Here is a 26,647-nt window from a genome sequence, read left to right on the forward strand (position 1 = left end):
GACCTTCACCTTGGGGGAGGCCACAGCATCGGTGGGGCCGGGCGACGTGCTCGGTATGAGGAGGAGTGACCATGGGGTTGCTGACCATCGGGACGTTCGCGAAGGCGTCCCGGCTGTCGCCGAAGGCACTGCGTCTCTACGACGAGCTCGGCCTGCTGACCCCCGCTCGCGTGGACCCGGTGACCGGCTACCGCCTCTACGCACCGGAGCAACTGGACCAGGCCCGCCTGATCGCGTGGCTCCGCCGGCTGGGAATGCCCCTGGCCCGCATCCAGCGCATCTGCACGCTGGAGGCAGGCCCGGCGGCCCGGGAGATCCGCGCGTTCTGGGCCCACGTCGAAGCCGACACCGCCGCACGGCGGGACCTGGCCACCTTCCTCATCGACCACCTGACCTGGAAGGACCCAGCCATGCCCCCGACCGCGAAGCCCCTGGGAATCCGTTACGCCGCCCTTTCCGACACGGGCCTGGTCCGCGAGAGCAACCAGGACACCGCCTACGCCGGGTCCCGTCTGCTCGCCATCGCCGACGGCTTCGGCAGCGCAGGAGCCCCCGCAAGCGCGGCCGCCGTTGCGGCGCTCAAGCGCCTCGAAGCCGGCGGCATCCCGGCAGGCAACCTCCTCAACGTCCTCGAAGACGCCGTCGACCAGGCCAAGCAGGCAGTCCACGGCGTCGCCAGGACCGGCTCCTCGGCCGAAGAAGCCGGTACGACACTCACCGCAATGCTCTGGACCGGATCACAGCTCGCCCTCGTCCACATCGGTGACTCCCGCGTCTACCTTCTACGCGGCCACGAGCTGTTCCAGATCACCCACGACCACACCGTGGTGCAGTCGATGGTCGACGACGGACGCCTCAGCCCGGAAGAAGCCGCCTCCCACCCCCAGCGGTCGCTGCTGATACGAGCCCTGGGCCATGGAGCCGATGCCACCCCCGACATACGCCTCCAAGACGCCCAGCCGCACGACCGGTACCTGCTCTGCTCCGACGGTCTGTCGACCGTCGCGGCGATCGACGAGATCCGCCGGGTTCTTTCCGAGATCAGCGAACCCGAGCACGCGGTCCGCCAACTCGTCGCCCTCGCCAACGACTCGGGCGGCCCCGACAACGTCAGCTGCGTGGTTGCCGACGTCGTGGAGCTCCAGCAGTAGGGAAGCAATGGGCATACATTTCGCGTTGCGCCGGATCCGCCCTCACGCACTCATCCAAGAGGCGGACGACTACCGCCTCGCCCAGCAGATCACGAGAGCCAAGCCGGCTCCCCGATCCAGGCCGGCCGGCACATGGCGACCGACTTCACGGCGCCTGTCGGCTTGGCTCCGCGGGTGAACCATCACCCTCCCTCCGCTGTTCGGGACTCGGCGGACGCTCGCTCACCTCGGCCAGGAGTTCCGCGAGCATGGGGCGGAGTCGTGCAGCGAGTGCGGGATCGGTTCGTTCCAGTTCGCCCGTCACCACGGTGATGGTTGCGCCCAGCGCGCGGTGGAGTTCCGGTTCGGCGAGTGAGCGGACGAGGGTCGTCTCCAGCGGTGCTGTCAGGTCATCGGGCAGCAGGTGGGCGCCCTTGGCGTATGCGGTGGGGTGGCCCAGCCGCAGGCAGGCCAGCGTGATCGCGTGGTCGCGGATGGCACTGATCCAGTGCTCGGCCTGCCACCAGCGCCTGCGTCGGATACAGATTCCGGCGTGGAGGGCATGGTGCCAGACGAGTCCGACCAGGGTGTTGTGGTCGGGGTCCGCAAAGGGTTCGAGCGGTTGCGGCCGGCCGAAGACCGTCCGCCATTGCGGGCCCCGAGGGCCGAACTCGGCCTCGGGCGCGAAGGTCAGGTCGATCTCAAGCCACCCGGACAGGAGGAAGACGCGGATGGCGCCTGCACCGACTTGCAGGTCCCAGTGGTGTTGCGCGCCGAGTTCGTCGTAGAGCCATCTCGTCCAGCGGTTCAGCGTTTCGGTGAGATCACCGCGGACGGCGAGGACGATATCGGTGTCCGACCAGCGGTCACCGACTCCGACGGCATGCGACCCGGTGAGCGCGGCACCGACGACGGCCTCGTCGGCTTCGGCGTGCGCGAGCAGCCGGTCTCGGACGCTGTCCCGCTCTTCGACGGTGAACATCATGCAACTCCCCTCTCTTCGTGCTTGCCCATGGCGATTTCGATCGGAAGGTTACGAGGCCAAGGCGCCGCAACAAAAATCGCCAGGTGCAGCATCGGAAATCAGCCGGGAACGAAGTGGGGAGGGAATTGGGTATTGCCTCCGTGCTCGCCCAGGCATTACGGTTACGTCTATGACTGCCGGGTCGGCCTTGTGCCGTGAACGAGTTGGGCACCCGGCCTCCGAGTGAGGCCGGGGCGGGGTAGAGCCCCGCCCGCCGTTACCTCGTACGACGTGCTCGTACGACATCTCCGTACGTGATCCTCGTACGCGAGTACGCGATCCTTGTACGACATCTCCGCACGCGATCCCTGTACACGGTCCCACGCGATCCCTGTACACGGCTCCTGTAGGCGATCCCTGTACGCGATCCTCGTGCGTCTTCATCCACACCCGCATGCCTGGGCGCCCCGGCGCCCGGAATCCCGCCCGCCCGCGTGAACCCGCGAGCGCGAGCGCGTGCCTTTGTGCATCCCATTGCACCCATTCCCACCCCCCGGGATTCCCCCTGCCCAAAAACAAAAGAAAGCAGCGAATGCCCAACCCCTTCAATCAACAGGTCATCGAAGAATTCAGGGCCAACCACGGACGGGTCGGCGGTTATTTCGAGGGAGCGCGTCTGCTCCTCCTCACCACCACCGGCAGCCGCACCGGAACCCCGCACACGACCCCCGTCGGCTACTACCCCGACGGCGGCGAGCGGGTTCTCGTCATCGCCTCGGCCGGTGGCGCACCCGGACATCCGGACTGGTTCCGCAATCTCGTCGCGACCCCCCGGGTGACCGTCGAGAACGGCGTCTTCACGTACGAGGCGGAGGCCGTCGTACTCGAACCCGCCGAGCGGGACCTCGCGTTCGCCCGTGCCGTGGAGACCGACTCGGGGTGGGCCGAGTACCAGGCGAAGACGGATCGGGTGATCCCCGTCGTAGCCCTCCACGCCATCGCGCAGGGCGGTCCGCCGAACGTGAACGCGAGCTCCATGGCCGAGGGTCTGAAGGTCGTCCACGACGCCTTCCGACGCGAACTCGCCCTTATCCGGGAGGAGTTCAAGAAGACGGGTTCCGCGCTGGGCGGTCAGCTCCGCGTCAACTGCCTCACCCTCTGCCAGGGCCTGCACAACCACCACACCGGCGAGGACCTCGGCATCTTCCCGCTCCTCGCCGGCCACCACCCCGAACTCGGCCCGACCCTCGACCGCCTGCGCCAGGAGCACGAGACGATCGCCGAACTGCTGGGACAGCTACGGGAGGTGCTGGCCGCCGCCGAGCAGGCGGAACCCGGCCGGGTACTCGCCCAGGTGGAACACCTCACGGCCGCGCTCGAAGCCCATCTGACCTACGAGGAGGAGCAGTTGATCCCTCTCCTGACCCCGGTGGGAGAACCGGCCTGACAGGTCACCACGGCAGGGGCCGCGCGTGCACCACGTCCAGCCGCGACACCGCCCGCGTCAGCACCACGTACACGCGGTGCGGCCCCCGCGCCTCCGCCTCCGCGACGGCCGCGGGTTCGACGGCGACGACGTGGTCGTACTCAAGCCCCTTGGCGAGGGTGGCGGGCAACACCGTGACCCGCGCGCCCAGTTCAGCGGGTCCGGCGGTCTCGACACCCGCGGCGCGGAGCGCCTCCCGCACACATGCGACATCGGCATCGGCGGCGATCACGCCGATCGACCCCTCGTGCGTGAGCGCTCCGTGCACCGCGTCGACGGTCGCGGCGAGGACGTCGGGCACGTGCCGGACGTTCAACTCCCCGTCGGTCCTGAATGACTGAGCCGGAGGCACTCGCACGTCCAGGCGGGCCAGCAGCCGGTTGGCGAGTCCGACGACGGCTGCCGGAACCCGGAAGCCGACCGTCAGGGGGACGACCGCGGCATCCGGCTTGCCCAGATGCGTGAGCAGTTCGTCCCAACTCCGTGCCGCCCAGGGAGTCGTGCCCTGCGCGAGGTCGCCGAGCACGGTCAGCGACCCGAACGGCGCCCGGCGCGCGATCGCCCGGCACTCCATCGGCGACAGGTCCTGGGCCTCGTCGATCACCAAGTGGCCGTATCCCTCGGGGTGTTCGACGAGCCCGGCGACCTCGTCGAGAAGGACGAGGTCGGCGGCCGACCAGCGTGCCGACTTCTGCGAGCGCGGCGGCTTCGCCCACAGGATCGCCTTCTGCTCGTCCGCGTCCAGGAGCCCTTCCGCCGCGGCCGCCAACGCGTCCGCATCGGCGAGGAGTTCGGCGAGCACCTCCTCGGGAAGCACCTTGGGCCACACCGCGTCGACGTATGCGCTGACAGGCCTGGCCCGCGAGATCTTCCGCACCCAGGCGTTCGTACGCGGTCCGGCGCGCCGTTCCGCCTGCTCCCGCAAGCACCCCACGACCCGCGTCCGTACGCGCTCACGTCCGACGGCGTACGGGGGTTCCTCGGCGCGTACGTCGTCCACGATGCGGCGGAGCCCGTCGGCCGGGACCCGCCAGCGATACGAACCGTCCGGCACCGCAAGGGAGTTGGCGGAACCGGGAACGCCGATACGTCCGTACAGGGCCCGGCGGAGCACCTCCGCCATCCGCGCGTCGTGTTTGACGACGGCGGCGCGCTCGTCGTCCTCCCCCGTGACCGGATGGCGGGCGATCTCGTCCCCGACGGTCGACTGCCGTACGCCCGTCTCGCCGAGCGCGGGCAGGACCTCCGAGATGTACGACAGGAAGGTGCGGTTGGGGCCGAGGATCAGCAGGCCGGCGCGGCGGATGCGCTGCGGGTAGGTGTAGAGGAGGTAGGCGGCGCGGTGCAGTCCGACGGCCGTCTTGCCGGTGCCAGGGGCGCCCTGCACACAGACCGAGGACGCGAGATCACCTCGTACGAGATCGTCCTGTTCGGGCTGGATGGTCGCGGCGATGTCGCGCATCGGGCCGACGCGGGGGCGCTCGATCTCGCCCGCGAGGATGCGGCTCGGCTGCTGGGGGCGGGCCTGCCCGATGTGCTCGTCCTCCAGGCCCGTGAGGTCCGCGGAGTCCCCCATGCTCCCCGGCGCCCAGCCGAACCGCCGCCGGACGGCAACGCCCTGCGGCGCACGGGCACTCGCCTGGTAGAAGGCGCGGGAGACGGGGGCCCGCCAGTCGACGACGAGGGGCGGGGCGGAGGGGTGCTCGGTGATCCGCAGCCGCCCGATGTGATAGCTCTGCCCGGCGTGCTCGCCGGCCGCCGCACCCGCGCTCCCGAAGTCCAACCGCCCGAAGAACAAGGGGCCTTCGGGCAACTCCCGCATCTCCTTGGCCCTGCTGCGCAGGCGGTGCCCGAGCACTTCGGCGTCGGCACCGGAGGCGGAGACGTCCTCGCCGGTGACGACATGTTCCTCGGCACCGGCGACCATGGCGGCGAGGGCCGTCCGGCAGGTGTCGTGGTAGGCGCGTTCACGGGTGAGGGACTGGGCGAGCGTCCGGGGCCGGGCGAGGACGGGGTCGGGTGACGTCATTCCAACCAGGGTAGCGGAATAGCGCAACCGAGTTACATTCTTTACTCAGCATCACCAGAAGGTCGCACGTCGGGCAGCCCCGCGAACGCCCGCCGGGCAGCAGCCACGGCATCCCGCCGTACGTCCGCCACCCGCTCCCCCTCCGCGATCCGCCGCCAGTTCTCCAGGGCGAGGATGCGCTGTACGGCGGTGATCTGACCGGCGGCGAGCCGGGCGTCGAGGTCGCCGCCCAGGGCCTCGGCGAGCGCCGCCTCGGAACGCTCGACGTACGCGTACGCCCGTGCCGCCAGCGACGGTGTCCCGTAGAGCAGCCGATGGAAGGCGAGGACGTTCGGGTGATCGTTGAGCCCGGTCACGGGGTCGTGACGGCGGAGCCCGTCCAGGAAGTGCTCCAGCAGGGCGTCCGCGACCGACTGCCCCTCCGCCCGCCCGGCCACGACCCGCGCGGCCTCCGACTCGTGATCGGCGAAGCGGTGCAGGACCAGATCCTCCTTGGCCGGGAAGTACCGGAAGAGGGTCGGCTTGGAGATCTCGGCGGCAGCCGCCACCTCGGCGACGGACACGGCGTCGAACCCCCGCTCCAGGAAGAGCCCGATCGCGATGTCGGACACCTCCTGGTACATCCGCTGCTTCTTGCGCTCCCGGAGCCCGATCTCAGCCATGCCCCGAGCCTACGCACGGCGCCGGCCACCTCTTGACCTCAACCAAGCTCGAGGTTGAAGACTGTTGCGCGGTACTACCCCCTCTTGATTGCCCTTCTTGTTACCCCTCTTGCCAGGAGTGAACGATGCGAGCAGCGCAGGTAAAGGCGTTCGGCGGCCCCGAGGTTCTCGTGCAGGTGGAGATTCCGGACCCGCTCCCGGGACCCGGCGAGGTGGTGATCGATGTCGCCTACGCGGACACGATCTTCCTGGAGGCCCAGCTGCGGACCGGCTGGGGCCAGGAGTACTTCGCGGTGACACCGCCGTACGTCCCCGGAGGCGGCGTATCGGGTGTGGTCAGCGCCCTCGGTGCGGATGTCTCCGACGAGTGGCTGGGACGCCGGGTCACCGCCTCCGTGACCGGCAGCTACGCGGAGCGGGCCGTCGCCGCGACCTCGGCCCTCTCCGTCGTACCGGACTCCCTCGACCTCCGCACGGCCGCGGCCCTGGTCCACGACGGCCTCACCGCCACCGGCCTGATCGAACTCACCGGCATCGGCCCCACCGACCGCGTCCTCGTCCTCGGCGCCTCCGGAGGCATGGGCACGCTGCTTGTCCAACTGGCCCACGCGCGCGGCGCACGCGTGGTGGCAGTGGCCCGGGGCGCCGCGAAACTCGCCCTGGTAAGGGAGTTGGGGGCGGACGCGGCGATCGACGCCACCGACGCCGACTGGCCCACGGCCGCCCGGCACGCCCTCGGCGGATCCGTCGCGGCCGCCGATGTCGTCCTGGACGGCGTCGGCGGCCAACTCGGCGCCACGGCCTTCCCGTTGACTGCCAAGGGCGGCCGCTTCTCGGCCCACGGCGCCCCCTCGGGCGGCTTCTCCCCCATCGACCCGGCCGAGGCCGCCCGCCTGGACATCACCCTCTTCGGCATCGCCGACGTCCAGTTCACCCCCACCGACCTCCACCGCTTCACGTCCACCGCACTCGCCGAGGCCGCGGCCGGGCGGCTGCGACCGGTGATCGGCGAGGTGTTTCCGCTGGAGCGGGCGGGGGATGCGCATGCGGCTGTGGAGGGGCGGGGGTTGGTGGGGAAGGTGGTGTTGGAGGTGTGAGGGGGCACGCGTGAGGGGGGATCGCGTCTCACAGGGGGCACGTCTGGGGGCGATCAGGCCGACGTACCCCGCTCCCGTTGCACGCCGGACATGGCCGCCCCCTCTCCGCCGAGGCCCAGCGGTCCGACGCGATACCTCATACGCCCACGGGCAACCCGGCCCGGCTGGCGGTGCCATGGTCCCCATCGGGCAACGCGCGGGCGAGATAGGGGTTCGACAACAAACGCGGAGGCAGTCCGAGCGCCCCCTTCACCATCCGCAGGGTCATCCCGTACGAATCCACCGCACGGCTCACGTTGGGAGCGTCGAGGCTTGCTCCTGTGATCAGGCGGTCCAGGTCCACGTAGGCGGAGCGGACGTTCTCGATCCATCGGTAGACGTGCCAGTCCCGCTCCCAGTCCTTGGTGTGGGCAGGGGGCAGGGTGCTGCTCCAGCGCCGGAACATGCGGGCGCGGATCTCGGGCCGGGTCGGGGTGAGATGCATGTGCCGGACCAGGTCGTACAGGGGGTCCCCGACCATCGCCATCTCCCAGTCGATGATCGTGAGGGCCAGTTCGTGGTCCCGGCGCACCAGGTTCCAGGGGTTCAGATCACCGTGCAGCAGGGTCGACCCGCGCGGCGTCACTCGGTGACGGGCCAGCATCTCCCACAGACGGCGGGCGTTGGGCAGCCCCAGGACACCGGCCAGGTGTTGGGTCTCCTTGGGCAGCTCGTCCACCAGGTGGACGAGTAGCTCACTCAGCCAGTCGAAGAACCGAACGTCGTCCGCGGTGGGATCCAACGGTTGATAGTCCACGCGGGTCAGGGCCCGGAGTTGGTCGACCAGTCCGTCCGCCTCGTGCGGCAGCAGGCCGTGCACGGGATGGCTGGGGGGCTGGTCGCTGTCGTGCGGGCCGACATACGTGTGGATCGCGAAAGGGTCGTTCGTGTGGCTGGTGCCCAGCGCCAGCACCCGCGGCACCGCCACCTTGGCTCCGGACCGCTCGATGGCCCGCAGGACGGCGTGCTCACTGAGGAATGTGGGCTCGCGACGGCTGACGGCAGCCACCTTGCGGCGCACCATGACGGGGAAACCGACGCCCGGCACCCGCACCACCGTGTTGAGATGCGCGGTGCCTTTGAACACCTGAGCGGCCGGCGCCGCGCCCTCCGCACGCAGGGCGTCGAGCACCGCGGTGTGCGGGAAGTCGGAAGGCTCGCGCAGCCTTCTGTCGGGCTGCCAGCCGATGGCCGTGACGGCCCGCCGGTCGTCGTGCCATTCGCTCCGGGAAATCTGCCAACGGCGCAGGACCCGCTCGATCTCGGCCTCGTCGGGCATGTTGACGAGGCCCAGCGGCTGGGCCGCTGCCTCCAGCGCACGGCGCACCGCGTGGGTCGCCGTCTCCAGGCATTTCTGGTCGAGCGACACCTCCAGCGACTTCGCCGCACGCATCACATCCGGATACACGGACTGCGCGCGTTCGAAGGCGACGTAGTGACCGAGATCGTTGGTGAGGCCGGCCGTTGCCGCGGGCCTGACTCTGTGAACGGCGTTCGCCCAGGCATCGACGACCTCGTCCCACTGGGATTCCGGATAGCGCATGCGGACGAGGTGGGTGGCCAGGTCGTGCAGCGGGTCGCCGTAGGTCGCGAGTTCCCAGTCGACGCAGATCAAGGGCGGTTCGCCACGGTAGGTGACGATGATGTTGTCGCGGTGCAGATCGGTGTGGAGCAGGCTGTGCGGGCGGCGGGCCATCACGGGCACCCGGTCCGCCAGCCGGACCAGGGCGTCCTCGGGGATGCCCAGAGCGGCGAACAGTCCGCCGAAGCCAGGCCAATTGGGCCGACGGATCTGCCGGTCGGTGAGATGCGCCAGCGTACGCAGGAACCCTTGGCTGTCCTTGTTGCTGGGCGGCCATCCGTCCGGGAGCGGCGGTAACGCCTCCTTGCGCACCTTCGACATCTGCGCCAGCAGACCTGCCATCGCCTTGACCAGCACGGTGTCCACAGGCTTGCCGTTCGGGCAGACCGCGGAGAGCGGCAGGCCCTCCACATAACTGTGCACGGCGGTGCGGCCACGGCTGGCGACGCAGCGCGGTACATGCGGCAGAGTGCCCTCGACGGCACGGAGAATGTCCACTTCGCGCCAGGTCCGGATGACCACCGGCAGCGCTTCCAGCCTGCGCGTCCGTACGATCACCGAGGTACCCGGATCGCGGCTCACCTGGCGCGCCATGGCCTCGGTCAGCGGCAGTACGTAGTTCCGGTTGTGATGGCCGCCGCTCATCACTCCGTGCTGTTTCGCCAGCCGTACGAACGTGTCGTAGGCATCGTTGGCGATACGTTGCTCCCTGGGCACAGGCCCGGGCGCAGGAGACGCGCCCAATGGCCACCCCTGGAAGTGAAGGTGAGCACACCCTAGCCGGGTCGTGGATCCCTCACGAGCGGAGACCGGAACAGGTTGGTCTCAATGAGATAACCGAGGTGTACGGGACGCCTGGGATGGGCACCCGCCGACCGGTTCCCTCACTCCGCGAGCGTGCCCCAAATCGAGTCGAACCAGGACTGCATGCTGCTGACGAAGACGCTGCCCGTGAACTCCGGGTCGTCGGTCTTCTCGTAGTGCGTCAGCGTCGCCCCGAGTCCGAGGACGTCCAGCGCAAGGATGTCCTCCCCGTCGTCCAGCTCGATGGTCCGCTCGATCACTTCGTACGGACCGTGCAGCGCCTCGGTTTTGTTGAGGAGGTAGAGCTTGAAGGTCGGCGCCAAGGGCACATGGCGGATCTCGACATCGACGAAGGAGACCAAGCCGTCGACCCGCAGGTCCCGCAGAGCGCTTCTCAGCGAGGCCGAGTGCCGCGCCGTGATCCCGTGCAGTCGCTCCTGAAGGCGCAGATCGTCCGGAGCGCCCTTGGTACTCGGGTAGGGCAGCCTCAGGTCGTCGGACGGCAGCAGCATGCGCAGAGCAATCCGCTGAGGGTAGATCTCCCGGTCGCGTATGCGTTCGGCCTGCATACGAATGTGCGCGTCCAGGGATTCCGAGGTCAGCGTGTAGACGTCCAAGGTCACCTCGGTCGCCTCGAAGGCCTCGTTGATGAATGACCGCAGCGTCACCGCTTGCGCGGGGCGCGCGGTCCGCGTCCCCGAGGAGTGGATTCGCTGCGCCTTGATCACCCTGGAGCCACTGCCCTGACGGGTCTCGATCCACCCCTCGTTGCGCAGCGCCTTCAGGACGCGCTGCACGGTGTCCCGGGAGACTTCGAGTTCGGCGGCCAGAAAGCGCTGGGGTGGCAGCAGCGTTCCCAACGGGTAGACGCCGGCGGCCATGCGTTCCCGCAGCACGTCCGAGACCCTCTCGAACTCCCTGCCGCCGCTGTCCGCGACGCCCTCTCCGCTCACGGATGGACCGTACCGCTTCCGGACGACAGGCAAACCAATTTCAGTCAGGTGACCAGCCCAACACGACTGCCAGTTAAGGGATCTACGCGCACGGGGAAAACCAATTCAGGGCAACCAGTCCAATTGGTCGGCAAGTTGATCGCTTCACTGAAAGTGGCAAGAAGGGTGGGGGTCCATGGTCCTTCAACTACTGTGGAATGCCGTCGCGGTCGCCATGACACTGGTGATGCAGTGGGCGTTCGAGGCCCTGAGGAACTGGCTCCGCGTCCGGCGCTCCGCGCAGCTGCGGAGCGGGGCCCGTCGACCGACGACGGAGGGCGTCACCCCGTCCTCGGACGGACGCTCGGAGCCGGCCCCCTAAGCCCCTGGCCTCCGGAACAGCTCAGGCAGGTGCCTGGTCGCTACGCCAGCGGGCCAACGCCGCCTCGGTCTCCAGCAGGCCGGGAGCGGACTCCAGTCCCAACGGCTCGGCGGCAGCCGTGAGCACGCCTCGCAGCTTCCAGGCCGCCCGGCGGAGCCGTTGGTGATCGAGCTTCCCCCGGACGTCCAGGGCTTGCGACTCCCGGATGACATCGGTGAACACCGACTGAGCCTTCTTGAAGTCGAGCAGCCGCGGCAGATCCTCACCCCAGCCCTGTGAACTGCCCGGCCGGATCTCCTCGACGATCCCGCACCATCGCCGGATCATCAGCCGTTCCTGCGTCGGCGGATACCGCATCAGGTACAGATGGGTGGCCAGGTCGTAGAGCGGATCGCCGAACATCGCCAACTCCCAGTCGATGGCCCAGAGTTTCCCGTCCGGGTCGACGATGAAGTTCTCGCGATGCAGATCCGCATGGAGGAGACAGAAGGGCCGGTCCCGAAGTCCGGCCACCCTCTTCCTGAGCTGCCGAAAGGCATCGGGATCAAGACCGAGACCGGCGAACAGGCCTTCGTACGCGATCAGATTCCGTTCGTACACCTGCTCCTGGGTGAAGCAGATGAGCCTGTCGAGGAATGCCGCACTGTCACCTTCCTCCGCGCGGTCCTGCGGTTTGCACCTCCGCTCCACGCTCAGCATGGACGCGGTGACGGTGCCCAACTGCCCGAACAGGCCGAGGATCTGTTCGAAGAGCGGGGCCGGGACGGCCCGACCGGACGGATGCAACGCGCCCAGCGTCGAACCCTCGATGAACCGCTGCAGGTCCACGCCACCCATCCGGGCAACCTCGGGGATGACGTCGATACGCCGTTGCAGGTCGAACAGCAGGCGTTCCTCCGACTCGAAGCAACGCCGGTCGAACCACAGCAGGTTCTGGCGTGGTTCGCGGCACTTCCAGCGCCCCTGGAAGCCCGGTCCCGCCGTGACGGGCAGTGGAAACACATACGTCTCGTGGTGGTATCCACTGAGGGGGCCCTCGACCGCGTCGACGGCAGCACTCACAGCTGCGACACGCGGTGGGGTCTCGGGTGCTTCGGGCGCCATCGCCCCGTCTCTCTGAGTCCAGTCGGCGGGAAGTGGAGGCACGCTACTCCCCCGATGAGTCGTAGCGTGTCAGAGCCGTTTCATCGGATGGTGACCGCCACCTTTGTGAGCGAGAACGCGTCGAGAACTCAGAGTTCGCCGCGCAGCACCCGCAGAACCGGCTCCAGCGACCCCACCACGTCCTCGGCCCCGGCGTCCCGCAGCAGCTTGCCCTTGTGTCCGTTACGCGCGTAGCCCAGGAACGGAATCCCGGCGCGCTGGGCGGCGAAGAAGTCCGAGGGGGTGTCGCCGATCATGAGGGCGGCCGACGGGGCGGCACCCAGGGTGCTCAGGGCGCGGTTGAGGCAGTGCGGGTGGGGCTTGAGGTGGTCGAGGTTGCGGGTGCGGCCGTAGACGTTGGGGGTGAAGCACTCGGTGAGGCCGCGGCTCTCCAGGTAACGGGCCACCACGCGTGGGGAGTTGTTGGTGGCCACCGCGAGGCGGACGCCGACGGCGGTCCAGGTCCGTATCAGGGGATCGGCGAACGCGGTGGGCCAGGCGGACGGTACCGCCTTCAGCTCGTGCTGGGTGAGCAGCTCCTCGAGTTCGGCCACCAGGTCGCTGTGCGGATGCCGCTTGTTGACCACGCGCAGCACGACATGCGGATCGGGATGGACCCGTTCCTCCTCGCTCAGCAGCCCTCGCAGCCCCTGCTCCTCCAGCCACTCCACCAGGTTCCTCGCCACGTCCTCCGCCGAATGCCCCGCGAACAGCCGGCAGATCGGCCCGTCGAAGTCGAAGAGGACGAAGCGAGCGCGGTCGATCACTTGCCGCAGGTTCTCTGTCTCTGTCGCCACCGGTTCAGTCTGCGCTGTATGAGGAGTCACTAGGAGAGTGTCAGGTCCGTGGTGATGGTTTCCCAGAGGGCGTTGAACCACTTCTGGGATTCCTCCACGAACGAGGCGTCCCGTTGGCCGGTCGTCTTCTCGAAAGAGAAGAGGAGCGACGAGGAGCCGACGGTGTCATACATGTCGAGCACTCCTCCGCTGTCCACCGTCTCCTCGCGTCTGGTGATCATGTAGTACGCGATCAGCGCCTCCGACTCGTTCAGGAGGTACAGCTTCACCGGCGGGGTGAACGGCAGGGCGCGGAAGGCCACATGGACGTCGATGCCGTGCGAGTGGCGCAGGGTCTGCAGGTTGTGGCGCAGGACGTGTCCCTGGGCGTTGCGCTGGGCGAGCCAGCGCCTGTGGACCGCGTCGTCGTCGGTGCGGCCCTCGACCGGGACCGGGAACGCCAGGGTGATGTCCCGGGAGGGCAGCAGGATCCGGACGTCGATCGACTCCGGGCGGATGGCGCCCTCGTGGATCAGGCGTACCGGTTCGCCGAGGGCGACCATCAGGGTCTCCGCGGTGAGGCACGCCGCGTCTATACGGACGTGCCGGGTCGCGAACGCCTCGGCGAGGCGCGGCGCGAGGCCCACCATCGTCGTCTGGGGTTCGTCGCGGGTGGGTGACACGTCCGCGATCCGCGGCGGGCTGCCCCTGCCGGTGTTGCTGAGCAGCCCGTCGCTCTGAAGTGAGCTGAGGGCCTGGCGTACGGTGCCGCGCTCGACGCCGAACTCGTCCGCCAGCTCCGCCTGGGTGGGCAGGCGGTCGCCCGCCTTGAGGTGCCCGGCACGGATCCGGTCCCGCAGGACGTCGGCGATCTCCTGGGGCGAGAGCCTTCTGTCACCGTTCACTGCCACGTTCTCCTGGGTCACGACCAAACGCTACAACTCACATCCATCTATGGGGAGTTGTTTGAAAGTTGTTTATGAGCACCAGCCAAGTGGGGACAACTTAAGCATAGTTGGTTGCCAACTTAGCCAAGTTGGCGGAAGTTTTGCTTCCCTCTTTACCTCCCCCAGAAGCAGGAGGAACCACCATGCCTGTCATCGCCCTCCTCTCCGCCGTCTTCGTCGTCGGCTTCGAGCAGCTCGTCCAATGGCACTACGGCCCCACGGGCATCGTCGGACTGCTGCTGCTCACCATCGGGATCAAGGCGAAAAGCCCCACCTGCAGCTCGATCGGGGCGGTCGTCCTGGCCCTGATGGTCACGGGCCCCGCCCTCTGAGCCGCATGAATCCGCTCCGGACAACCCCCCGCCCAGGAGGCCTCAGCTCGTGAGCAGCAGCTCCGAGCTGATGGTCTCCCACAGCGCGTTGAACCACAGGTGGGACTGCTCGACGAAGGTCGTGTCCCGCAGCCCGGCCCCCTGCATGAAGGGGAACAGCATGGACTGGGTGCCCTGGACGTCGTACATCTCCAGGTGCACATGGTCGATCTCCTCCTCGCGCTTGGCGAGGGTGTAGTACGCGAAGAGCGCCTCGGACCCGTTGAGCAGATACAGCTTCACGGGCGGCGTGAAGGGGAGCGCGCGGAAGGTGACATTGACCTCGATGCCGTGCGTGGCACGCAGCGCGAACAGGTTGTGGCGCAGGACCTGACCCTGGGCGTTGCGGTTGGCCAGCCAGTTGCGCTGGAGCCGGTCGTCGCCGATCCCGCCGTCGGCCGACGCATCCACCGGAGTCGGGAAGGCGAGCGGTATGTCGCTGCTGGGCAGCAGAACCCGGACGTCGATCCTGGCCGGTTTTATTCGCTCGGCGTGGATCTGACGGAGCGGCTCGCCCATGGCGAGGGTGAGTGAGATCGATGTCAGGCACAGCGCGTCGATCTCCACATGAGGGGCCGCGAAGGCCTCCGTTATCCTCGCGCCGAGTGCCACCGTGGTGGGCTGCGGCGGAGCTCCGGGCCCGGTCAGAGCCCTTCCCAGGTCGTCCGCGACGGTCGCCGGGCTCCCTTTGGAGAAGTTGACGAGCAGTCGCTCCGACTGCAGGATCCGCAGCGCCTGCCGTACCGCCCCACGCTCGACGCCGAACTCGTCCGCCAGCTTGGCCTGGGTGGGCATGCGCTGGCCGGCCCGCAGCTGACCGGACCTGATCCGGCTGCGCAGCTCGTCGGCCACCTCGCGATGCGATGCCAGTGGCCGTGGTGACCTGTCTCGCCCATTGACGGTGGCGTGTTCCGGGTCCACAACCAAACCCTACAACTTCCCGCCATCTTTTGGCAGTTACGGGATAGGTGGTTATGAGTCGACCCAACGTGGAGATAACTATGGATAAGTTGGTCACCAACTTAAGCAACATGGTCAAACTTCCAGGGGGTTGGCCGCCAGGGTCGCAAGCGTCGACCAGGTGGACGGTTCCCAGCGGTTCTCAGCCGAGGTTCGCCTCCCCGTCCCCAAGGAGGGACCGTCATGCCGCTCGTCGCCCTCGTAATCGCCGCCCTCGCCATCGGATTCGAACAGCTCATCCAGTGGAAGTACGGGCCGATGGGAATCATCGCGTTCGTCGCGCTGACCATCGGCATCAAGGCCAAGAACACCATGCTCAGCGGCATCGGAGCTGTGATCATCGTGATGCTGCTCGCCCAGTCCGGCTGATCGGGCGCCACCGTCCGGACAGTCCGGCTGACCGGGCTTCCCCCTGGAGGGGAGCCGGAAGCTCGGTCAGTCAGCACCACCCACCACCACAACTGAATAGCTACTCGCTACAAGCTACGGATCAACGGCCACCACGGCAGGGAAGGAGCCCGCAGAAGAGCACGGCCGCACTGGTTCAACGGATTCAACAACCAGTTCTACTGGTTCAACAGGTTCAACAGGTTCAGAAGATGTCCGGGCACCACGGTCGCCTGGACGTTCGCAGCAGGGCGTCGGCCACCGAGCCGGCGCCCGCTCGTTCTTCCCGGATCCGGCCCAGCGCCACGAGCCGCACCGCCGACTCGTCTCCCAGCCACAGACTCGCCAACTCGCTCACATCCAGCGTGAGTTCGGCATCCTGTGTGGTCGGCGCACAGGACGCCCCGTCCGGCCCGGCGTCCAGCCGGTACCGCCCGGCCGACAGCCCGTCCCGGTCGGTCACCTCCAGCACCAGCGTCCCCGTACCCCCGTACGTACGCGCCTCCAGAGCCCGTACGACATCCAGGATCCGCACCCACAGCCAGTCCGACTGTGTGGTGATGCGGGCGGCCCGCGGGTCGGGCAGGAACTGCGGCAGCAGGTCGTCCGGGGCCCGCCAGCCCGTCTTGACCTTGGTGATCCAGTCGATCGAGCAGAGGTACTGCCACAGGGCGCGCTCCGCCGTCGGCGTCACCGCGATCAGCCAGTTCACGTCCACCGTGTTGTGCGGCTGCTTGTCGTGCCAGGTGTCGTCCGACTCGTACGAGACGAGACCCTCGACCTCGCCGGCCGCCGAGCGGTACACGGCGTAGAACGGTTCCGTCCACGCCGAGCTGTCCAGTTGCAGCACACCGGTGTTGATCTGCCACCAGCGCTCGTCGCGGCTGACCGCGCCGGGCTGCGCGCGCCTGAGCCGTTCGTGCAGTTCGGGGCCGGTCTTGCGGACGTCCTCGGCGTCGACGAGGTCGATACGGCCGCCGTCGGCCGGGCCCGACCAGCGCCGGTCCAGGCCTGTCCTGGGTACCTCGATGGTCCACTCGGCGGTGGAGGTGGCGGGGCCGAAGCCGTACCGGCCGTAGATCGGGTACTCGGCGGCGATCAGGGTCGCCACCACGTCGCCCCGCTCCTTCGCCGCCGCGAGATCCGTCGCCATCATGCGGGTGAGGAGGCCTCGACGGCGGTGGGTGGCGGTGACGGTGACGTTCGAGATCGCGTCCGCCGGGAGGGGGGTGCCGCCCACCGCGGTGAGCTCCTGCGGGAACGATCTGAAGGTCGCGACGCAGCGGCCGGCGTCGAACGCGGCGAGGGTGCGCTCCGGGAGGATGTACGAACTCCGGTCCCGGATCTCCGCCTCCGCCACCGCGGGCGAGCGCAGGAAGCCCGTGTTCAGCGCGCGGATCCAGACCGGTATCTCGGCCTCGGTGATCGCTCGTACATCGATGGCGTCGCGGTCAGTCATGAGGCCACGCTAGGTGTACGGGGGTGGGGGTGTCGCGGGGATTTTTCTCGCCCCCTCCGCCCCTGCCCGTCCCTTGTTCCTGGGGGCGGCAGCCCCCCAGGAACCCGCTGTCGCGCTGTCGCGCTCGTTCTCAAACGCCGGACGGGCTGAAACCGATGCAGCGGGAGCGGCCGGGGACGAAAAACTCTCTCTCCGGCTCGGGCAAATTTTACGGACGGGCCCCGTCACACGAGCAGGTCGTCGATCTGCGCTTCGCCCTCGCGGTATCTGCGGGCGATCTCCGCGCTGCACTCGTCGGCGGTGCGCTGGAGCTGCTGACGGCGCCGGGAGACCTGCTGCTCGTACCGTACGAGCCGTCCCATTCCCGTGCCCAGCTCTTCGTCCGTACGGGCGTCGAGGTCGGACAGTTCCACCTCGGAGAGCATGTCCGAGGCCAGTCGCCGGTACTCCTCGCCGTGCGGCGTGCCCACGGTCACGTGACGGGCCGAGGAACGGTGCCGGGCGGGCGCGTCCGTGAGGATCTCCGAGAGCCGCTCGATGACCGACAGCTCCCCGGAACCGACCACCCGCGGCTGCCCCGTGCCGGGTGCCCGCAGTCCCCCGCGGCGCGCCAGCTCGGCCCGCAGGATGTCGATGCGCCCCTGGAGCAGCCGCCGCACATAGCTGAGGTCGGCCTCGTCCCGCTGGGCGTCCCGGCGCAGCACGCGCAGCTCGGGCAGCCGCAGCACGGCCAGGTCGTGCCGAGGACCCTCAGGGGACAGCGGGCTGTCGGTGCGCTGCACCGGCGGCCGGACCGTCATTCCCGCCACCTGTGCTGTCCGTCCCGCTCGTGGGCTCGTACGGATCAGTGACACGACCCCGGGCGGCTGCCCACTGATCGGTGTGCTCATGTGCCTCTACCGTCCCCTCGACCGGCGCGGTCCGTCCCATGCATGCGCCATGAATGCGCCCATGAATGCACCGCAACACCCCGCATGGTGCCACCCCGAGTGGTCGCTATGTGACCGAGTGCCCCCGATCGGCCCCGGATGGGGGTTTGGCGAACCGGGAAATCACACGAAGGGCCCGCACCGAGCCCCCGTCCGCGCGCACGGCATGATGGTCCGTATGCGTGCGGTGGTGCAGAGAGTGGACGGCGCGAGCGTCGTCGTCGAGGGCGAGACGGTCGGCGAGATCAGTGGCGAGGGGCTGTGTGTCCTCGTCGGGGTCACTCACGACGACACCAAGGAGAAGGCGGCCCAACTCGCCCGCAAACTCTGGTCGGTTCGCATGCTGAGCGAGGAGCGGTCCTGCTCGGACGTCGACGCGCCGCTGCTGGTCATCAGCCAGTTCACGCTGTACGGCGACGCGCGCAAGGGCCGCCGCCCCACCTGGAACGCGGCCGCCCCCGGCGATGTCGCCGAGCCCCTGGTCGACGAGGTGGTCGCCCAACTCCGCGCCCTGGGCGCGACGGTGGCCACGGGCCGGTTCGGCGCGCAGATGCGCGTCTCACTGACGAACGACGGCCCGTTCACCGTCCTCGTCGAGATCTAGGGCCTGTCCACTACGGCTCGACCACGACCTCCTGCGCCGCCGCCGTCGTGTCCGCGAGGAGCGGCGCGTCCAGCGGCACGTTCCGCTTGATGACCGCCAGGGCGATCGGGCCCAGCTCGTGGTGGCGTACGGAGGTGGTGATGACGCCGATCTTGCGGCCGTCGGGGCCCTCGTCCGCGCGGCGCAACTCCGTGCCGGGCGGCGGGAGAAGGACCTCGGTGCCGTCGAGGTGGAGGAAGACGAGCCGGCGCGGGGGCTTGCCCAGGTTCTGCACCCGGGCGACGGTCTCCTGCCCCCGGTAGCAGCCCTTCTGCAGATGTACCGCACTGTCGATCCAGCCCAGCTCGTGCGGGATGGTGCGGTGGTCGGTCTCGAAGCCGAGGCGGGGCCGGTGGCCCTCGACGCGCAGGGCCTCGTACGCGAGGAGCCCGGCCGCGGGGCCGCTCTTCTCCGCATACGACTCCAGTTCCGTACGCGGGAGGAAGAGATCACGTCCGTACGGCGTCTCGCGTACGACGACGCCCTCCGGGACCTCGGCGATCGATCCCGCCGGCAGGTGCACGAGCGCGAACTCGGCCGTCCGGTCGGCGACTTCGACGCGGTAGAAGAACTTCATCGACTCCAGGTACGCGATCAGCGCGTCCTGGCTGTCGGGCTCCACGTGGATCCAGGTCGTGGTGCCGTCGTCGACGAGGTACAGCGCGTGCTCGATGTGGCCGTGCGCGGAGAGGATCAGCGCTTCGGTGGCCAGGCCCGCCGGGAGGTCCGTCACATGCTGGGTGAGCAGCAGGTGCAGCCAGGTGAGCCGGTCGTCTCCGGTGACCGTGACGACACCGCGGTGCGAGAGGTCCACGAAGCCGGCGCCGTCGGCGAGGGCACGCTGCTCGCGGAACAGGTCTCCGTAGTGGGCGGCGACGCCTTCGTCCACACCCTCGGCGGAGACGGCGCCGGGCAGGGACAGCAGAGGGCTCTTCATATGCCTAGCCTACGACTTGGTAGTTGAATTCTTGAGCGAGCAGTCCTTGCAGAGACCGAAGATCGCGAAGTGCTTCATGTCCGTCTCGAAGCCGAAGGTCTCGCGGAGCTTCGCGGTGAACTCGGCGGCGATCTTGGTGTCGGCCTCGATGACGTTCTTGCACACCCGGCACACCAGGTGGATGTGGTGGTGGCGGTCGGCCAGATGGTACGTCGGCGCGCCGTGCCCGAGGTGCGCGTGGCTGACCAGGCCGAGCTCCTCGAGGAGCTCCAGTGTCCGGTAGACCGTCGAGATGTTCACACCCGAGGCCGTTCTGCGTACTTCGACCAGGATGTCGTCCGGGGTGGCGTGCTCCAGCGCGTCCACCGCTTCGAGCACAAGTTGCCGCTGCGGAGTCAGCCGGTAACCGCGCTGCCGCAGATCGCTCTTCCAGTCGGTGCTCACCACGCCGCCCAGTGTAGGCCGGGTCCAGGGTCTGTCCGGCGGAGCAGGTTGGAGGATACCTGCGGTGCGGAATCTGCGTCTTCGACATGAGCCGCCGGACAGGCACCTAGGGCGTCAGGATCTGCCGTACGCGCGTGACGATGTTCTCGAGGACGAAGGGCTTGGGGAGGAAGACCACCGGGACGTCGAGGCCGTCGTCGCGCAGGATGCGGGCGACTTCCAGACTGTCGAAGTCCGGCAGGCGGACGTCGAGGACGACGAGGTCGGGCGGCTCGGCGTACGCGGTGTTCAGCGCGGCGACACCACTGGCGACGGCGGTGACGTCGAAGCCGGCCAGGCGGAACGTTTCCGTGAGCTGCTCGCGGACGCCGTACTCGTCGTCGACGACGAGCACCTTGGAGCTGGGGGCACTGGGGGCGCTGTGAGCGCCGTGGGTACTGCGGGAAACAACGGTGGGGCCGGTCACACCAGCAGAGTGACCGGCCCGGATCAGAACAGTGTGAAGTTCGTCTTTGTGATGCTTAAGACCACCGGTCGGCAGCCTCGGAGGCCTACTTGAAGAAGGCGATGCCGTCGTCCGGCATGTCGTCCGGGAGGGCCTTGGCCCAGCGCTCGACGTCCTCCGGGGTGACGACCTTCTTCAGGTGCGCGGACAGGTAGGGGCGCAGCTCGACCTCGGGGGTCTGCTTCTCGCCGACCCACATGAGGTCGCTCTTCACGTACCCGTACAGCCGCTTGCCACCGGTGTACGGGCCCGCCGCGGCCGTGCGCGCCACGGCATCCGTGACCAGGTCGATCTGCGGCTGCTTGGCGGCCAGGTCGCCGTACCAGATCTCGACGACACCGTCGTCGCGGGTCATGACGACCTCGACCTTGCGGCTGGGGTCGATCCGCCAGAAGCCGAACTCGGACTCCAGGGGCCTGACCTTGTTCCCGTCGGCGTCGAGCACCCAGGTGTGCGAGTGGTACTCCAGGAAGTCACGCCCGTCATGGGTGAAGGTGACCTCCTGCCCGAAGTTGCACTTCTCGGAGCCGGGGAAGTCGTGGACACCCGCGCCTGCCCAGTTGCCGAGCAGGAAGGCAAGCGGGAGCAGGTCCTTGTGCAGGTCGGACGGAATCTCGATCATGAGCAGCTTTTCTTCGTGGTGGTCAGCGCTGGCCCTGGTACAGCTTCTTCGCGGTCAGCCCCGCGAAGGCGAGGACGCCGACGCAGACAAGGGCGAGCAGGGCTTCGAAGAATGCCTCAAGCACGGGGTGCTCCTCGGGTGACACGGTGAAGGCGGTACAGGGCCGGGCCCCACTCTAGTCGGGTGGGGCCCGGCGTTCTCTGCGAGGTGCATCCTGGCGGCTCAGTCGAGCAGCTGGCTCTGCAGAACCACCGTCTGCTCGAACGGCAGGGCCTTCGCGGTGCCCTTGCGGGACTGCAGCACCACGGCGATGGTGTCCGCAGCCGAGAGGTACGCCTGCCGGACCTGCTCGGGGCCGTAGGGCTTGGTCTCCACGTACGAGTACCGCGTGACGTCCTCGACCGTGGCGTCTTCGGAGAACTCCGTGTACGTGGTGACCGCCTCGGTGCCACGCGCCGCGTGAATCGGGGTGTCGTAGCTGACCAACTCGCTGGAAACCAAGTCGTCGGCGACGGCCGCGGTGCCGAACTGCAGCAGGTAGATCCGCGTGTGCGTACCGTCCGGCGTGGTCCAGCCGCGCGCCGCGATGTGCCGCAGCCCGTAGTCGGTCAGCAGCTGCCCGACGGTCTCCCGGTCGTACTCCGTGGCGTACTCCGCCAGGAAGGTCTTCGTCGCCAGCCAGCCGTCCTCGCCGCGCAGCGCCGCGTCGGCCTTCGCGCCCTTCGGAGCCGGGAGTACGAGCTTTCGCAGGTCGGCGTAGTGCGCGCCGGCCGTGTTCACCTCGGCGAACGGCCCCGGGCTGCCGGTGGGCAGCGGCGGCTTGCTGATCGTCGGGTACTCCCAGCGCCCGTCCGCCTCGGTCGCCAGCCCCGGCACGTCGGTCCGCTCCATCCGCGTGATGCCGTACGCCGCCGACGTACCGACGGACGCGAAGACCACGACGGCGGCGGTCCAGCGCAGGACGGCGCGAAGGACTCGGCGGTCCTTCTTCACGGGGGGCGAGGTGACGGGGGGCGCCTCGGGCATCGGCGGCAGGGGAGCCTGCGCCTCGACCGACGGCTGATCCTCGACCGACGGCTGATCCTCAACCGACGGCTGATCCTCAACCGACGACTGATCCTCGACCGGCGTCGGCTGCTCTACCGATGTCGGCGGCTCGACCTGCTCGCTCCGCCTAGCCGCCTGTTCACTCTGCTCCTGCTCGGTCGTCATACCGCCTCCCCCGGCTCCGTGATGCGGTCGAGCTGTGTACGCAGCAGCACCGCAACCCCCTTGGTGTCCAGTGGCTTGACCCCGTACGCGGTGGCGCTGACCAGCACGTCACCCTCGTAGGCGGAGCAGAGCATCATGTCGAGCTCCTCGTCGGCCTCCTTGGGCGGAAGGAAGCACTGGGCGTTCTTGTGGCCCTCGATCTCGGGTCCCTTGCGGAAGATGTCGAGGGCGTCGAGGAAGTCGTTCTGGAACGTCGACATGTCCCGGACCGTCGCCTGGTCCTCCATCTGGGCCAGCACGATGCTCACGGTGTAGGCACTGTCGCCGGCGAGCACGGAGTCGGTCGCGCTCTCCGCGTTCAGATAGCTGCGCATCACCATGCCCTTGGTGGGCTCTTTGTCGATCTGCTTCTCCAGCTCCCGCCGCTGAGAACGGGGCAGGTCGCGGAGCGACTCCTTGCGCAGGGCGGTGGCCTGGCCTCCGCTGAGGGAGACGTCCGCGCCGAACTCGGCGATGTCCGGGCCTCGACTCCAGCTGACGTCGTCGTACGGCACGAGCATGGCGGCGAGCCCGGAGGCGGCCTTCGCCGTCCTGGCGTCGTCCTTCGCGGCCTCCGGGAACTTCCAGGTGGGGGCGCCCGCATCACGGTCGGCTTCCTGGACGGTCACGACGGTGTAGCCGGCACCGCCGACGACGGCACCGGCCAGAAGAACGGAACCGGCGATGGCGGCGATGCGGCCACGGCGTACAGGCTTCTTCGCGGGCGCGGATACAGCAGCGGCTTCCGCATCGGATACAGCAGCGGCTTCCGCATTGGAACCCGCATCGGATCCCGCAGGCTCCAGGGGCTCCAGGGGCTCTACCGAGTCCACCGGCTCCACAGTCGTTGGTTGCTCGCTCACAGCCGCTCCATCTGCCGCTCGGCCAGGTCCATGATCTTCGCCTTGGGGATCGGCTTGCTGTCGTAGACCCAGATCTCCATGGCGATGTCACCGCGCCAGGCGTGCGCCTCCGCGCTGTACAACGGCAGATAGCCGGGGTCGATCTTGGGCTTGTTGGTGACGTAGGCCATCCCGTCGCCCGTGCCGGGGACGGGCCACTCACTGGCGCCGTCCACGTTCCAGAAGCCGGTTCTGTCCGCCGCGGCGAGGCTCTGCTCCTGGCGGTACTGCACGAGCCGGATCTCGACGCTGTACGTGCTGCCCACGTCCCAGCCGGTGGCGACCGCACGCCGGAACTCGGCACTAGCGAGGTCGCTGAACATCTCGCCCGACCTCAGCAACTGGTCCGCGTAGTCGGCCATGGTCAACCAGCCGTCGTCACCGGCTTCCGCGTCCTTCGCCCCCTTCGGCTTCGTGAGCAGCAGCTTGCGCAGGTCGCCGTCGGTCTTCACCTTCCAGTCCTGCGCGGCCGACAGAGGCTCGGGCCCCTCGCCCTTGGCCTGCGCCAGCACCGGCTGCGAGAGCGACGGCAGCTTGGTGGGCTCGCGGTCGGCCTGGACCAGGAAACCCGCGCAGGTACCGGCGACGAGGCCGAGCACAGCAGCGGTGGCGATCAACAGGGTCGTACGACCGCGTCGGCGCCGCCCGGGGACGGGCACGACTTCTGATGTCTCGGATGTCTCGGATATATCAACTGTCTCGGGTGTCTCGGGTGTCTCGGGCACTCCAGGCACCTCGGACACCCCCGATTCTTCGGGTATTTCGGGTACTTCGGGTACTTCCACAACGTCCCCCACGAAGGCGAAGCACGGATTCCATATCCGCGCTCACAGGAGACTGATGGTCCATACCTTGGGTTGCACGGAAGTTGATCACGATTCGGAGTACCACCCGACTACCATTCGGGCATGGCGAAGAAGCTCGTGATCAAGGTGACGGCGGGGGCCGACGCCCCCGAGCGGTGCTCGCAGGCGTTCACGGTCGCGGCGGTGGCCGTGGCCAGTGGTGTCGAGGTGTCCCTGTGGCTGACCGGCGAGTCAGCGTGGTTCGCGCTGCCGGGCCGCGCCGCCGAGTTCGAGCTGCCGCACGCGGCGCCGCTGCCCGATCTGATCGACTCGATCCTGGCGGCCGGCCGCATCACCCTGTGCACACAGTGCGCGGCCCGGCGGGACATCTCGGAGAAGGACGTCATCGACGGCGTACGGATCGCGGGCGCGCAGGTGTTCGTGCAGGAGGCGATGGCGGAGGAGACGCAGGCGCTCGTCTACTGAGGCGCGGGCTGCTCCCTCACCCAGAGGCAGAACGGATGCCCCGCAGGGTCGAGGAAGACGCGTACGTCCTCCTGCGGCTGATGGTCGGCGAGCCTGGCGCCCTCGGAGAGGGCCCGCGCCGTCTCCGCGGCCAGATCGTCCACCTCGATGTCGAGGTGGAGCATCATGCGCTGGTCGCCGGGGCCCGCGGGCCAGACCGGCGGGACGTAGCCGCGCGAGGTCTCGAACGCGAGCGCGGTACCGCCCTCCGGTGGGCCGATCAGCATCCAGTCGGGCTCCTCCGCGCGGACCACATAGCCCAGGAGCCGCAGGTAGAACCCGGCGATCGCATGCGCGTCGGGTGCCTCGAAGGCGACGGTCGACAGCCTCACGCTCACACGTACCCCCGTATGACAGATGACCGATAACAGATCACCGATAGCCGATGGCCGGATAGCCGGGTGGCCGATGGACAGGCCCCGCCCCTACGGCCGCCGCCGTTTCTTCCCGTCCAGCTCGTCCCACCAGTCGTCGGACTTGGGGTCGCCGGAGGGGTCGTCCCACCACCGGTCGTCCGGGCCGCGCCGGTTGGCGGCCATCGCGGCGACCGGCGGGATGACCATGGCCACGACGCACATGCCGACCGCCACCGGGACCGACCAGAGACGTACGACTCCCCAGGCCAGGACGAACAGCCCGATGCACGTCCCCATCATGGCGAAGTAGACGCGCCGCCGTCGTGCGTACATACGTCCAGGGTAGGCCCGGGCACGGCGAAGAGCCGTACCCCGGCGCCCGGAGTACGGCCCTTCAGTTGCTGCCGGTGTCAGACGGCGATGGCGACCTCGGCGAGGCCGCCCGTCTGGGCGACGACCGTGCGGTCCGCGGTGCCTCCCGGGACCAGGGCTCGTACGGTCCAGGTGCCCTCCGCCGCGTAGAAGCGGAACTGGCCCGTCGCGGAGGTCGGGACCTCCGCGGTGAACTCACCCGTCGAGTCCAGGAGGCGGACGTAACCGGTGACGGGCTCGCCGTCGCGGGTCACCTGGCCCTGGATCGTGGTCTCACCGGGCTTGATCGTCGAGGCGTCGGGACCGCCGGCCTTCGCTCCACACATATTTCGTTTCCGTCCTTCAGGCCTTGACTTGCCGTTCTTGCCGTACTTGCCGAATTACTTGTTGGCGCCGAGCTCGATCGGCACACCGACGAGGGAGCCGTACTCGGTCCAGGAACCGTCGTAGTTCTTGACGTTCTCGACACCGAGGAGCTCGTGCAGCACGAACCAGGTGAGCGCGGAACGCTCACCGATGCGGCAGTACGCGATGGTGTCCTTGGCCAGGTCGACCTGCTCCTCGGCGTAGAGCTCCTTGAGCTCGTCGTCCGACTTGAAGGTGCCGTCGTCGTTGGCGTTCTTCGACCACGGGATGTTGCGCGCGGACGGGACGTGGCCCGGACGCTGCGACTGCTCCTGCGGCAGGTGGGCCGGCGCGAGCAGCTTGCCGCTGAACTCGTCGGGCGAACGCACGTCGACGAGGTTCTGCGAACCGATGGCCGCCACGACGTCGTCGCGGAAGGCGCGGATCGCGGTGTTCTGGGCCTTGGCCTTGTAGTCGGTCGCGGCGCGCTCGGGCACCTCGACGACCAGGTCGCGGGAGTCGAGCTCCCACTTCTTGCGGCCGCCGTCGAGAAGCTTCACGTTCTCGTGGCCGTACAGCTTGAAGTACCAGTAGGCGTACGACGCGAACCAGTTGTTGTTGCCGCCGTAGAGCACGACGAGGGTGTCGTTGCCGATGCCCTTCGCCGACAGGAGCTTCTCGAAGCCCTCCTGGTCGATGAAGTCACGGCGGACCGGGTCCTGGAGGTCCTTCGTCCAGTCGATCCGGATGGCGTTCTTGATGTGGTTCTTCTCGTACGCGGACGTGTCCTCGTCGACCTCGACGATGGCCACGCTGGGGTCGTCCAGGTGGTCCTGGACGAAGTCGGCGTCCACCAGGACGTCACTGCGGCTCATGCTCGT

General features: G+C 68.6%; 30 protein-coding genes. 8 read left to right on the forward strand and 22 right to left on the reverse strand.

The features are described from left to right. The first annotated feature begins 71 nt into the window (after window positions 1-71). Entirely contained in the window at window positions 72-1,151 is a 1,080-nt protein-coding gene (locus ACIPC1_RS36035) for a MerR family transcriptional regulator (RefSeq protein WP_402524980.1), read from the forward strand. 145 nt (window positions 1,152-1,296) lie between these two features. On the opposite strand, the gene ACIPC1_RS36040 is transcribed toward ACIPC1_RS36035, so the two are convergent. After that, entirely contained in the window at window positions 1,297-2,115 is an 819-nt protein-coding gene (locus ACIPC1_RS36040) for a hypothetical protein (protein WP_402524982.1), read from the reverse strand. Between the two features lie 571 nt (window positions 2,116-2,686). Here ACIPC1_RS36040 and ACIPC1_RS36045 point away from each other — a divergent pair. Further along, entirely contained in the window at window positions 2,687-3,541 is an 855-nt protein-coding gene (locus ACIPC1_RS36045; RefSeq protein WP_402524984.1) for a nitroreductase/quinone reductase family protein, read from the forward strand. A 4-nt stretch (window positions 3,542-3,545) separates the two neighbouring features. Here the strand turns inward: ACIPC1_RS36045 and ACIPC1_RS36050 are convergent, their stop codons facing one another. Next, complete coding sequence (locus ACIPC1_RS36050) at window positions 3,546-5,609, reverse strand: HelD family protein (protein WP_402524987.1); 2,064 nt, start codon at window positions 5,607-5,609, stop codon at window positions 3,546-3,548. 41 nt (window positions 5,610-5,650) lie between these two features. After that, a complete protein-coding gene (locus ACIPC1_RS36055; protein WP_402524990.1) occupies window positions 5,651-6,271 on the reverse strand; it encodes a TetR family transcriptional regulator in 621 nt (206 codons plus the stop codon). Window positions 6,272-6,396: 125 nt separating this feature from the next. Between ACIPC1_RS36055 and ACIPC1_RS36060 the strand changes: the two genes are divergently transcribed. After that, a complete protein-coding gene (locus ACIPC1_RS36060) occupies window positions 6,397-7,368 on the forward strand; it encodes a zinc-binding dehydrogenase (protein ID WP_402524992.1) in 972 nt (323 codons plus the stop codon). Window positions 7,369-7,504: 136 nt separating this feature from the next. Here the strand turns inward: ACIPC1_RS36060 and ACIPC1_RS36065 are convergent, their stop codons facing one another. Then, window positions 7,505-9,634 carry a phosphotransferase gene (locus ACIPC1_RS36065; protein ID WP_402525181.1) on the reverse strand — a complete coding sequence of 710 codons (2,130 nt, stop codon included), beginning with the start codon at window positions 9,632-9,634 and terminating at the stop codon, window positions 7,505-7,507. Window positions 9,635-9,873: 239 nt separating this feature from the next. Next, window positions 9,874-10,746 carry a GntR family transcriptional regulator gene (locus ACIPC1_RS36070; protein ID WP_402524994.1) on the reverse strand — a complete coding sequence of 291 codons (873 nt, stop codon included), beginning with the start codon at window positions 10,744-10,746 and terminating at the stop codon, window positions 9,874-9,876. 175 nt (window positions 10,747-10,921) lie between these two features. On the opposite strand from ACIPC1_RS36070, the gene ACIPC1_RS36075 reads away from it, so the two are divergent. Further along, entirely contained in the window at window positions 10,922-11,107 is a 186-nt protein-coding gene (locus ACIPC1_RS36075) for a hypothetical protein (RefSeq protein ID WP_402524996.1), read from the forward strand. Window positions 11,108-11,128: 21 nt separating this feature from the next. On the opposite strand, the gene ACIPC1_RS36080 is transcribed toward ACIPC1_RS36075, so the two are convergent. The 3 genes from ACIPC1_RS36080 to ACIPC1_RS36090 form a co-directional block, all read right to left on the reverse strand. After that, a complete protein-coding gene (locus tag ACIPC1_RS36080) occupies window positions 11,129-12,169 on the reverse strand; it encodes a phosphotransferase family protein (RefSeq protein ID WP_402524999.1) in 1,041 nt (346 codons plus the stop codon). A gap of 170 nt (window positions 12,170-12,339) precedes the next feature. Continuing rightward, window positions 12,340-13,077 carry an HAD family hydrolase gene (locus tag ACIPC1_RS36085; RefSeq protein WP_402525001.1) on the reverse strand — a complete coding sequence of 246 codons (738 nt, stop codon included), beginning with the start codon at window positions 13,075-13,077 and terminating at the stop codon, window positions 12,340-12,342. Then, window positions 13,077-13,958: a GntR family transcriptional regulator gene (locus ACIPC1_RS36090; RefSeq protein WP_402525003.1), complete on the reverse strand. Its 882-nt coding sequence runs from the start codon at window positions 13,956-13,958 to the stop codon at window positions 13,077-13,079. The genes ACIPC1_RS36085 and ACIPC1_RS36090 overlap by 1 nt, the downstream gene beginning before the upstream one ends. A 158-nt stretch (window positions 13,959-14,116) precedes the next feature. On the opposite strand from ACIPC1_RS36090, the gene ACIPC1_RS36095 reads away from it, so the two are divergent. Beyond that, window positions 14,117-14,305 (forward strand): hypothetical protein, encoded by a 189-nt coding sequence (locus ACIPC1_RS36095; RefSeq protein ID WP_365443023.1) that lies wholly within the window; start codon window positions 14,117-14,119, stop codon window positions 14,303-14,305. Window positions 14,306-14,347: 42 nt separating this feature from the next. Here the strand turns inward: ACIPC1_RS36095 and ACIPC1_RS36100 are convergent, their stop codons facing one another. After that, window positions 14,348-15,271 carry a winged helix-turn-helix domain-containing protein gene (locus ACIPC1_RS36100; RefSeq protein ID WP_402525006.1) on the reverse strand — a complete coding sequence of 308 codons (924 nt, stop codon included), beginning with the start codon at window positions 15,269-15,271 and terminating at the stop codon, window positions 14,348-14,350. A 216-nt stretch (window positions 15,272-15,487) separates the two neighbouring features. On the opposite strand from ACIPC1_RS36100, the gene ACIPC1_RS36105 reads away from it, so the two are divergent. After that, window positions 15,488-15,673: a hypothetical protein gene (locus ACIPC1_RS36105; protein WP_384380813.1), complete on the forward strand. Its 186-nt coding sequence runs from the start codon at window positions 15,488-15,490 to the stop codon at window positions 15,671-15,673. Window positions 15,674-15,896: 223 nt separating this feature from the next. Here the strand turns inward: ACIPC1_RS36105 and ACIPC1_RS36110 are convergent, their stop codons facing one another. Continuing rightward, complete coding sequence (locus ACIPC1_RS36110) at window positions 15,897-17,150, reverse strand: GNAT family N-acetyltransferase (protein ID WP_402525009.1); 1,254 nt, start codon at window positions 17,148-17,150, stop codon at window positions 15,897-15,899. A 224-nt stretch (window positions 17,151-17,374) separates the two neighbouring features. Continuing rightward, complete coding sequence (locus ACIPC1_RS36115; protein WP_402525011.1) at window positions 17,375-18,040, reverse strand: AmfC protein; 666 nt, start codon at window positions 18,038-18,040, stop codon at window positions 17,375-17,377. Window positions 18,041-18,257: 217 nt separating this feature from the next. Here ACIPC1_RS36115 and dtd point away from each other — a divergent pair, with 217 nt between their 5' ends. After that, entirely contained in the window at window positions 18,258-18,683 is a 426-nt protein-coding gene (gene dtd, locus ACIPC1_RS36120; protein WP_402525013.1) for a D-aminoacyl-tRNA deacylase, read from the forward strand. A gap of 10 nt (window positions 18,684-18,693) precedes the next feature. Here dtd and ACIPC1_RS36125 read toward each other — a convergent pair whose 3' ends face one another. From ACIPC1_RS36125 to ACIPC1_RS36155, 7 genes are all read right to left on the reverse strand, one after another. Then, complete coding sequence (locus tag ACIPC1_RS36125; protein WP_402525015.1) at window positions 18,694-19,659, reverse strand: YgfZ/GcvT domain-containing protein; 966 nt, start codon at window positions 19,657-19,659, stop codon at window positions 18,694-18,696. A 9-nt stretch (window positions 19,660-19,668) separates the two neighbouring features. Further along, window positions 19,669-20,106 carry a Fur family transcriptional regulator gene (locus ACIPC1_RS36130; RefSeq protein ID WP_402525017.1) on the reverse strand — a complete coding sequence of 146 codons (438 nt, stop codon included), beginning with the start codon at window positions 20,104-20,106 and terminating at the stop codon, window positions 19,669-19,671. Window positions 20,107-20,209: 103 nt separating this feature from the next. After that, window positions 20,210-20,569 (reverse strand): response regulator transcription factor, encoded by a 360-nt coding sequence (locus tag ACIPC1_RS36135; protein ID WP_402525020.1) that lies wholly within the window; start codon window positions 20,567-20,569, stop codon window positions 20,210-20,212. A gap of 85 nt (window positions 20,570-20,654) precedes the next feature. Beyond that, window positions 20,655-21,230, reverse strand: a complete 576-nt coding sequence (locus tag ACIPC1_RS36140) for an FABP family protein (protein ID WP_402525023.1) — start codon at window positions 21,228-21,230, stop codon at window positions 20,655-20,657. Window positions 21,231-21,452: 222 nt separating this feature from the next. Next, entirely contained in the window at window positions 21,453-22,442 is a 990-nt protein-coding gene (locus tag ACIPC1_RS36145; RefSeq protein ID WP_402525026.1) for a hypothetical protein, read from the reverse strand. Then, entirely contained in the window at window positions 22,439-23,344 is a 906-nt protein-coding gene (locus ACIPC1_RS36150; protein WP_402525028.1) for a hypothetical protein, read from the reverse strand. Before ACIPC1_RS36150 ends, ACIPC1_RS36145 begins: the two co-directional genes overlap by 4 nt. Then, window positions 23,341-24,108, reverse strand: a complete 768-nt coding sequence (locus tag ACIPC1_RS36155) for a hypothetical protein (protein WP_402525031.1) — start codon at window positions 24,106-24,108, stop codon at window positions 23,341-23,343. The genes ACIPC1_RS36150 and ACIPC1_RS36155 overlap by 4 nt, the downstream gene beginning before the upstream one ends. Window positions 24,109-24,291: 183 nt before the next feature. Here ACIPC1_RS36155 and ACIPC1_RS36160 point away from each other — a divergent pair, with 183 nt between their 5' ends. Beyond that, on the forward strand, window positions 24,292-24,654 hold the full coding sequence (locus tag ACIPC1_RS36160) for a DsrE family protein (RefSeq protein WP_384380849.1): 363 nt from the start codon (window positions 24,292-24,294) through the stop codon (window positions 24,652-24,654). Here ACIPC1_RS36160 and ACIPC1_RS36165 read toward each other — a convergent pair. From ACIPC1_RS36165 to ACIPC1_RS36180, 4 genes are all read right to left on the reverse strand, one after another. Then, window positions 24,648-25,031: a VOC family protein gene (locus ACIPC1_RS36165; protein WP_402525034.1), complete on the reverse strand. Its 384-nt coding sequence runs from the start codon at window positions 25,029-25,031 to the stop codon at window positions 24,648-24,650. The genes ACIPC1_RS36160 and ACIPC1_RS36165 overlap by 7 nt on opposite strands. Window positions 25,032-25,118: 87 nt before the next feature. Continuing rightward, window positions 25,119-25,382 carry a DUF3099 domain-containing protein gene (locus ACIPC1_RS36170; RefSeq protein ID WP_384380856.1) on the reverse strand — a complete coding sequence of 88 codons (264 nt, stop codon included), beginning with the start codon at window positions 25,380-25,382 and terminating at the stop codon, window positions 25,119-25,121. 77 nt (window positions 25,383-25,459) lie between these two features. Next, window positions 25,460-25,747 (reverse strand): DUF1416 domain-containing protein, encoded by a 288-nt coding sequence (locus tag ACIPC1_RS36175; RefSeq protein WP_054232391.1) that lies wholly within the window; start codon window positions 25,745-25,747, stop codon window positions 25,460-25,462. A 54-nt stretch (window positions 25,748-25,801) separates the two neighbouring features. Further along, window positions 25,802-26,641 carry a sulfurtransferase gene (locus ACIPC1_RS36180; RefSeq protein ID WP_402525036.1) on the reverse strand — a complete coding sequence of 280 codons (840 nt, stop codon included), beginning with the start codon at window positions 26,639-26,641 and terminating at the stop codon, window positions 25,802-25,804. Window positions 26,642-26,647: the final 6 nt, after the last annotated feature.

The organism is Streptomyces sp. NPDC087263, assembly GCF_044744645.1.
Taxonomy (GTDB): domain Bacteria; phylum Actinomycetota; class Actinomycetes; order Streptomycetales; family Streptomycetaceae; genus Streptomyces.